Source organism: Allobosea sp. CER48 (assembly GCF_044752385.1).
Classification (GTDB): Bacteria; Pseudomonadota; Alphaproteobacteria; order Rhizobiales; family Beijerinckiaceae; genus Allobosea.
In genome coordinates this window covers 1-7943 of the sequence record NZ_JBIWYK010000113.1, presented here as the reverse complement: position 1 = coordinate 7943, position 7943 = coordinate 1, and the positions used below count along the sequence as shown (strand labels likewise).

Below are 7943 nucleotides of genomic sequence, written 5' to 3'. Positions count from 1 at the left end.
GCGCTGAGTTGCGCCGCAGCCAGGCATTCGCTCACATTGTTGTAGACGAGGTTTTCCTGCGTTTCCTCGCCCGTCATCGACCAGACCGTCGCGACGAGGACGACGCCTGCAGCAGCCAGACCGATCTGCGAGGAGCGCTTCATCGCGAGCTCACACCGTCATGCTGGCGGCAGCCAGTGTTCCGGAGATGACCGCGATGACCGCGAGCATGGCGGCGGCCGGCAGATTGTCCTGCTCGATCTTGCGCGACAGCTCCGGAATCAACAGCCGCGCCAGCCCGTAGGCCGCGAACTGGACGATCATTGCCGCGACCGCCCAGAGCACGCAGTCTGGGATGCTGCTCGCCTGCGAGATCGCCTTTTCGAGCGGCACGGCAAAGCCGACGAGATTGCCGCCCAGCGCGACCGCGGCCGCAAGATTTCCGGCCCGAATCAGCGCGATCTCGTCATGGGCCGTGAGCCGCAGATAGATCACGGCAAAGGCCGCGATCAACGCGACGCCAACGACGAAGTAGAGGAGGAAGGCGGGCAGGCCCGCCATCGAGATCGTCATGTCGCCCTGCCCCAGCCGACGCAATCGCTGCACTATACGTCAGCGACCGGCCGGCGCCAGAGGCAGGATCAGACCAGGCGGCTCTGCGCCTTCGCTGCTTCGATGAAGCTGGCGAAGAGCGGGTGCGGCTCGAACGGGCGCGACTTCAGCTCGGGGTGATACTGCACGCCGATGAACCAGGGATGGTCGGGGTATTCGACCGTCTCCGGCAGCAGGCCGTCCGGCGACAGGCCGGCGAAGCGCATGCCCTTCGCCTCGAGCTGCTCGCGATAGCCCATATTCACCTCGTAGCGGTGGCGATGTCGCTCGGAGATCTCGGTGGAGCCGTAGATTTCGGCGATCTTCGATCCCTCCGCCAGCGTCGAGGCATAGGCCCCAAGGCGCATGGTGCCGCCCAGGTTGCCGTCGGCGGCGCGCTGCTCCAGCTCGTTGCCGCGCATCCATTCGGTCATCAGGCCCACGACCGGCTCCTGCGTCGGGCCGAACTCGGTCGAATTGGCGTCCTCGATGCCGGCAAGCGAGCGTGCGGCCTCGATCACGGCCATCTGCATGCCGAAGCAGATGCCGAAATACGGCACCTTGCGATTACGGGCGAAGGTCGCCGCCTTGATCTTGCCCTCGGCGCCGCGATGGCCGAAGCCGCCCGGGACGAGGATGCCGTGGACGTGCTCGAGGAAAGGCGCCGGGTCTTCCTTCTCGAACACCTCCGATTCGATCCAGTCGAGATTCACCTTGACGTTGTTGGCGATGCCGCCATGGGTCAGCGCCTCGATGAGGGACTTATAGGCGTCCTTCATGCCGGTGTACTTGCCGACGACGGCGATGGTGACCTCGCCCTCCGGGTTCTTCACGCGCTCGGAGATGCGCTTCCAGTTCGAGACGTCCGGCTCCGTCGAGGCGTCGAGGCCGAAGGCGGCGAGAACCTCGTTGTCGAGCCCCTCGGCATGGTAGGAGAGCGGCACGTCGTAGATCGAGGCGACGTCACGGGCCTCGATCACTGCAGTCTCGCGGACATTGCAGAACAGCGCGAGCTTGCGGCGCTCCTCGCGCGGGATCTCGCGGTCGGTGCGGCAGAGCAGGATGTCGGGCTGGATGCCGATCGAGCGCAGCTCGGCGACCGAGTGCTGGGTCGGCTTGGTCTTCAGCTCGCCGGCGGTCGGGATGTAAGGCAGCAGCGTCAGGTGGACGAAGATGCACTGCCCGCGCGGCAACTGCTGGTTGGTCTGGCGGATGGCCTCGAGGAACGGCAGGCTCTCGATGTCGCCGACCGTGCCGCCGATCTCGACCAGCGTGAAATCATAGCCGTCGTTGCCGTCGAGGATAAATTCCTTGATGGCGTTCGTCACATGCGGGACGACCTGAATGGTGGCGCCGAGATAGTCACCCCGGCGCTCCTTGGTCAGGATGTCCATGTAGATGCGGCCGGTGGTGATGTTGTCGCCCTTGTTGCAGGGGCGGCCGGTGAAACGCTCGTAGTGCCCAAGGTCGAGATCGGTCTCGGCGCCATCGTCGGTGACGAAGACTTCGCCGTGCTGATACGGGCTCATCGTGCCCGGATCGACGTTGAGGTAGGGATCGAGCTTGCGCAGGCGGACCTTGTAGCCGCGCGCCTGGAGAAGGGCTGCGAGAGCCGCCGCCGCCAGGCCTTTGCCAAGCGAGGACACCACGCCGCCGGTGATGAAAACATACCGCGTCATGGGAGTTCACCTCTACTGCCACGGGTTCGATTCGCTAAGCGCGTTCAGTGCAGTCCCGCCTTGCCCTGAGCGCTTGTCCACAAAAGAGAAGGCCGGTCGCCCGGCCTCTCCCACGTCAAAAGAGAAGGGCCGGTTTCCCGGCCCTGCCCTGCCTACTGCTGCGGCGCCGCTGGCGGCGTCGGCGGCTGCGCGCCGCCCTGGCTTTGGTTCTGCATCTGGCGAAGCTGGTCGAGCACGCCGCCGGCATTCGGGGCGCTCGGAGCCGCCGGCGCGCCGGGAACCGCAGGGGCGGTCGTCGCTGGAGCGCCGTCGATGATCGAACGCTGGACGCGGCCGCGGTTGGCCATGACGGCCAGAACGATCGACGTCAGGAAGAAGAGAGCCGCAAGAATCGCCGTCGCTCGGGTCAGGGCGTTGGCCTGGCCACGGCCGGTCATGAAGCCGCCGACGCCACCGCCGCCGCCGGAGCCCATGCCGAGGCCGCCGCCTTCCGAGCGTTGCAGCAGCACGACGCCGACAAGCGCGACGACGATGATGAGGTGGATGACGATGAGAACGTTCTGCATGGTCTCACGAAATGGACATGGCGCGAGCCGCCGGCAAGGGCTGCCCGCTCCTCCTCGAAGGTCGAGGCGAATTCGGCGGCGCACATAACATGCGCACGCCGGCAGCGCCACCCCCGCATGCCGCCCTTTCACATGCGGGCGGCATGGCGCGCCCGTCAGCCGTTACAGGCGCGGGCGATCGCCAGGAACTCGTCGGCCTTGAGGCTCGCTCCACCGACGAGGGCCCCGTCGACATTCGCGACATTCATCAGCTCGGAGGCGTTCGACGGCTTGACCGAGCCGCCATAGAGCAGCCGGACGCCCGCCGCAGCTGCCTTGCCGAGCAGGCGGCCGAGCTCGGCTCGGATCGCCTCATGGACCTCGGCCACGTCGGCGGCGGTCGGCGTCAACCCCGTGCCGATCGCCCAGACCGGCTCATAGGCGACCACCAGCGTCGCCGCCGTCGCGCCATCGGGGATCGAACCACGCAGCTGCTTCTTGACGACGGCGAGCGCCTTCCCGGCCTCGCGCTCCTCGCGCGTTTCGCCGACGCAGACGATCGGCACCAGCAACGCCTTCTGCGCCGCTTCAGCCTTGGCCATCACCGTCGCATTGGTCTCGCCATGAAGCGTGCGGCGCTCGGAATGGCCCACGATGCAGAAGTTCGCGCCCGCATCGGCGAGCATTGCGGCCGAGACTTCGCCCGTGAAAGCGCCGGAATTCTGGGTGCTGCAATCCTGCCCGCCGGTGGCGATGCGCGCGCCGATGAGCGCTGCCGAGGTCGTGAACAGGAGGGTCGCCGGCGGGCAGATGGCGAGATCGACGCCCTGCTTCAGCACGGTGTCGTAGCCCTTGGCCACTTCGGCTGCGATGGCGATATCGGCCTTGAGGCCGTTCATCTTCCAGTTGCCGGCTACCAGCGGCCTGATGCTTCGCGTCACGTCGTTCCTCCGAAAATTCAGTATCTGGGCTCTAGCAACGCCCGCCCGCCGCCGCAATCACATGCGACCTCGCGTCCGGAGCCCGCCACGACGATTGCGGCTTTCGCCGCCGGTTCCTATAAGCAGCGCCGACTAATACGCGCACGGGCACGCTCCCGCGCCACGAACAGGTTCAGGGAAAGACAGCTTCCATGATGATGCAGGGCATCCGCAAGGCGAGTCAGGGTTTGCTCGGCAAGCTCGTCATCAGTGTCCTGTTCGGCGTCCTGATCCTCGCCTTCGCGATCTGGGGCGTCGGCGACATCTTCCGCGGCTATGGCCGCAACGAGGTGGCGAAGGTCGGCAAGACCGAGATCAGCATCGAGCAGATGCGCGCGGCCTACCAGAACGACCTGCAGAACCTGATCCGCCAGCAGCGTCGCCAGATCTCGCCCGAGATGGCCCGCGCGCTCGGCCTCGATCGGCAGGTCCTCTCCCGCCTGCTGACCGAGGCGACGCTCGACCAGACGGCGAAGGGCATGCGGCTTGCCGTCTCCGACGAGACGATCCGCAACCTGATCTTCGACGACCCGGTCTTCCGCGACGCCGCCGGCCAGTTCTCGTCGGCACGCTTCAACGAGCTGCTGCGCTCGAACGGCTACACCGAGCAGACCTATGTTGCGCTTCAGCGCTCGACCATCCTGCGCCAGCAGCTCTCCGAGATGCTGGTCGGCGGCCTCACTGCCCCGCTCGCGCTGCAGGAACTCGGCAGCCGCCTGCGCAACGAGAAGCGTGCCGTTACCTTCGCCCGGATGCCTGCGAGTGCGGCCGGCGAGATCGCCGCACCGACAGAAGATCAGCTCAAGACCTTCTTCAACGACCGCAAGGCCGCCTTCCGCGCGCCGGAATATCGCACCGCCGACATTCTCGCGATCTCGGCCGCGACGATCGCCGATCCCTCGAAGGTCACCGATGACGAGGTCAAGGCGCGCTACGAGGCCGTGAAGGCGCAGCGCTTCACCACCGCCGAGACGCGCACGATCCAGCAGATCGCCTTCCCGAATGTCGAGGAAGCCCAGGCCGCCAAGGCCAAGATCGACGGCGGCGAGACCTTCGACGAGATCGCGACGGAACGAAACGTCGCCTTCAACGACCTCACGCTCGGCACCTTCACCCGCGACCAGGTCTTCGACCCGGCCGTGCGCGAGGCCGCCTTCGCCCTGGACCAGGAAGGCGTCAGCGCGCCGGTCACCAGCGCCTTCGGCACGGTCCTGCTGCGCGTCACCAAGGTCGACACCGCGCATGTGCGCCCCCTCGAGGAGGTCGCGGCCGAGCTCAAGCAGGAGATCGCGACCAGTCGTGCGGCCGGGCAGATCACCGAGCTGCACGACAAGATCGAGGATCAGCGCGCCTCGGCCAAGCCGCTCGCGGAGATCGCCAGGGAGTTCAACCTGAAGCTGCGCAACGCCGGCCCGATGAACGCCACGCTCGCCAGGCCGGACGGCTCGCAGGAAGAAGCCCTGCCGGGCGGCGACCCGACCCTGCAGGCGATCTTCCGCTCCGACATCGGCGTCGATAACGAGGCCATCCGCCTTCCGCGCGACACCGGCTATGTCTGGTTCGACGTCACCAAGATCGACCCGGCGCGCGAGCGCAGCTTCGACGAGGTGAAGGCCGAGGTGGAGAAGCAGTGGCGCGCCGACGAGACGGCGACCAGGCTCGCGGCGAAGGCGCGCGAACTGGCCGAGCGCCTCGACAAGGGCGAGACATTCGACGTCGTCGCGGCTTCGGCCGGCCTCACCATCGAGACCGCCGCCGATATCGGCCGCCAGGACCAGCGCCCGGAGCTGCCGGCCACCGTGGTCAGCCAGATCTTCGGCACCGTCGTCGGCAAGAGCGGCTCCGCCGCCGGCACGGATGGCCAGCGCATCCTGTTCAAGGTCGATTCGGCGACCGTCCCTCCCTATGTCCGCACCACCCAGGAAGCGGGCAATTTCGAGCGGCTGCTCTCGTCCAGCGTCAGCGAGGACATCCTGCTGCAATATGTCGCCAAGCGGCAGACCGAACTCGGCGTCAGCATCAACGAGGCGGCTTTCCGCAACGCCACGAGCGGAGCGCAGAATTGACGATGCAGCCCCTCCTGGAGTTCGAGCGCTTCGCGCAGATCTACGAGACGGGCGCCCCGCAGCTCCTGCGGCAGGTTCTGGTCGGCGATTGCGAAACGCCGGTCGCGGCCTTCCTGAAGTTGCGCCACGCCACCTCGGGCCCGGCCTTCCTGCTGGAATCGGTCGAAGGCGGCGCCGTACGCGGCCGCTATTCGATGATCGGGCTGGAGCCGGATCTGATCTGGCGTTGCCACAAGGGCGAGGCGTCGCTCTGCCGGACGGCGCTGGGCGACAGCTTCCTCACCGATCCGCGCCCGGCCTTCGAGAGCCTGCGGGCGTTGCTCGAGGAAAGCGCGATCCCCGAGGCCGAGGGCCTGCCGCCGATGGCGGCCGGCGTCTTCGGATATCTCGGCTACGACATGGTCCGCCTGATGGAACGGCTCCCGGACGCCAAGGACTCCGGCACCGGCGTGCCCGACGCCATCCTGACCCGGCCGACGCTGATGGTGGTGTTCGATTCAGTCCGCGACGAGATCCACGTCGTGACGCCCGTGCGCCATATGCCGGGCGTCGCCGCCCGCCATGCCTATGAGCGGGCCCAGGAGCGGCTGGAGGCGATCGTGCTGGCGCTGGAGGGGCCCCTGCCCGCCGAGGCCGAGATCGACATCGCCAACCTCCCCGTGCCGGCGACGACCTCGAACACCAGCGAGGCCGAGTTTCATGAGATGGTCGCCAGGGCCAAGGAGTACATCCGCGCCGGCGACATCTTCCAGGTCGTGTTGTCGCAGCGGTTCGAGGCGCCCTTCGCGCTGCCGCCCTTCGCGCTCTACCGGGCCCTGCGGCGGGTCAACCCGGCGCCGTTCCTCTGCTATCTCGATTTCGGCGATTTCCAGATCGTCTGCTCGAGCCCGGAGATCCTCGTCAGGCTGCGCGATGACACCGTCACGATCCGACCGATCGCCGGCACGCGCCGCCGCGGCGCGACCGAGGCCGAGGACAACGCCCTCGCCGAGGAGCTGCTGGCCGATCCCAAGGAGCGCGCCGAGCATCTGATGCTGCTCGATCTCGGCCGCAACGATGTCGGCCGCGTCGCGGAGATCGGAACGGTGAAGGTGACCGATTCCTTCTTTATCGAGCGCTACAGCCAGGTGATGCACATCGTCTCGAATGTCGAGGGTACGATCGATTCCAGGCATGACGCGCTCTCGGCGCTGATTGCAGGTTTTCCGGCGGGGACGGTGTCGGGTGCGCCCAAGGTGCGGGCGATGGAGATCATCGACGAGCTCGAGCACGACGCGCGCGGCGCCTATGGCGGCTGCATCGGCTATTTCGGCGCCAATGGCGAGATGGATACCTGCATCGTGCTGCGCACGGCGGTGGTCAAGGACGGGCGCATGCATGTCCAGGCCGGCGCCGGCATCGTCTACGATTCGAATCCCGCTTCCGAGCAGGAGGAGTGCATCAACAAGGCCAAGGCCCTGTTCCGCGCGGCCGAGGAAGCCATCCGCTTCGCCGCCCGGACCGGCCGCGGACAGTAGCTCAGCATACGGCGTCGGACGCAAAACGCCCCGCCTGCTCGGCGGGGCGTTTCTGTTTCGGCGTCCTGGTCAGTGCGCCTTGCCCGGCGCAGCCGTCATCTTGTCGACCCAGGCGATGCCGATGGCTGACAGGATGAAGACGACGTGGATCAGCGTCTGCAGCAGGACCCCGGCCTCGGTGTAGTTCGCCGTCTTGCCTGCGATGCCGATATTGCCGGCCTCGATGAAGGTCCGCAGCAGATGGATCGACGAGATGCCGATGATCGCCATGGCGAGCTTGATCTTCAGCACGCTGGCATTGACGTGGCTCAGCCACTCCGGCTGGTCCGGATGCCCTTCGAGCCGCAGGCGGGAAACGAACGTCTCGTAGCCGCCGACGATCACCATGATCAGCAGGTTCGAGATCATGACCACGTCGATCAGCCCGAGGACGACGAGCATGATCTGCTGCTCGCTGAAGTCGAAGGCGTGGGTGACGAGGTGCCAGAGTTCCTTCAGGAACAGGAAGACATAGACGCACTGCGCCACGATGAGGCCGATATAGAGCGGCAGCTGCAGCCAGCGGGAGCTGAAGATCAGTGCGGGC

Annotated in this window: 7 protein-coding genes; 2 read left to right on the top strand and 5 right to left on the bottom strand. The window is 66.9% G+C overall.

Going from position 1 to position 7943, the window contains the following annotated elements; translation table 11 throughout:
- Positions 1–150: 150 nt before the first annotated feature.
- The 4 genes from ACIPIA_RS06545 to tpiA all read right to left on the bottom strand — a co-directional run bounded on the left by ACIPIA_RS06545 (position 151) and on the right by tpiA (position 3735).
- Complete coding sequence (locus tag ACIPIA_RS06545) at positions 151–552, bottom strand: DUF350 domain-containing protein (protein WP_400507816.1); 402 nt, start codon at positions 550–552, stop codon at positions 151–153.
- Positions 553–620: 68 nt separating this feature from the next.
- Positions 621–2249, bottom strand: coding sequence for a CTP synthase (locus ACIPIA_RS06540; protein ID WP_400507814.1), 1629 nt, complete (start codon positions 2247–2249; stop codon positions 621–623).
- Positions 2250–2401: 152 nt separating this feature from the next.
- On the bottom strand, positions 2402–2815 hold the full coding sequence (gene secG, locus ACIPIA_RS06535; RefSeq protein ID WP_400507812.1) for a preprotein translocase subunit SecG: 414 nt from the start codon (positions 2813–2815) through the stop codon (positions 2402–2404).
- A gap of 155 nt (positions 2816–2970) precedes the next feature.
- Entirely contained in the window at positions 2971–3735 is a 765-nt protein-coding gene (gene tpiA, locus ACIPIA_RS06530) for a triose-phosphate isomerase (RefSeq protein WP_400507810.1), read from the bottom strand.
- A 191-nt stretch (positions 3736–3926) separates the two neighbouring features.
- Here tpiA and ACIPIA_RS06525 point away from each other — a divergent pair, with 191 nt between their 5' ends.
- Both ACIPIA_RS06525 and trpE read left to right on the top strand, forming a co-directional pair.
- On the top strand, positions 3927–5840 hold the full coding sequence (locus ACIPIA_RS06525; RefSeq protein ID WP_400507809.1) for a peptidylprolyl isomerase: 1914 nt from the start codon (positions 3927–3929) through the stop codon (positions 5838–5840).
- A 2-nt stretch (positions 5841–5842) separates the two neighbouring features.
- Complete coding sequence (gene trpE / locus ACIPIA_RS06520) at positions 5843–7357, top strand: anthranilate synthase component I (RefSeq protein WP_400507818.1); 1515 nt, start codon at positions 5843–5845, stop codon at positions 7355–7357.
- A gap of 69 nt (positions 7358–7426) precedes the next feature.
- Here the strand turns inward: trpE and ACIPIA_RS06515 are convergent.
- Positions 7427–7943: TIGR00645 family protein (locus ACIPIA_RS06515; protein ID WP_400507808.1), on the bottom strand; the 517-nt coding region annotated here is incomplete at its 5' end.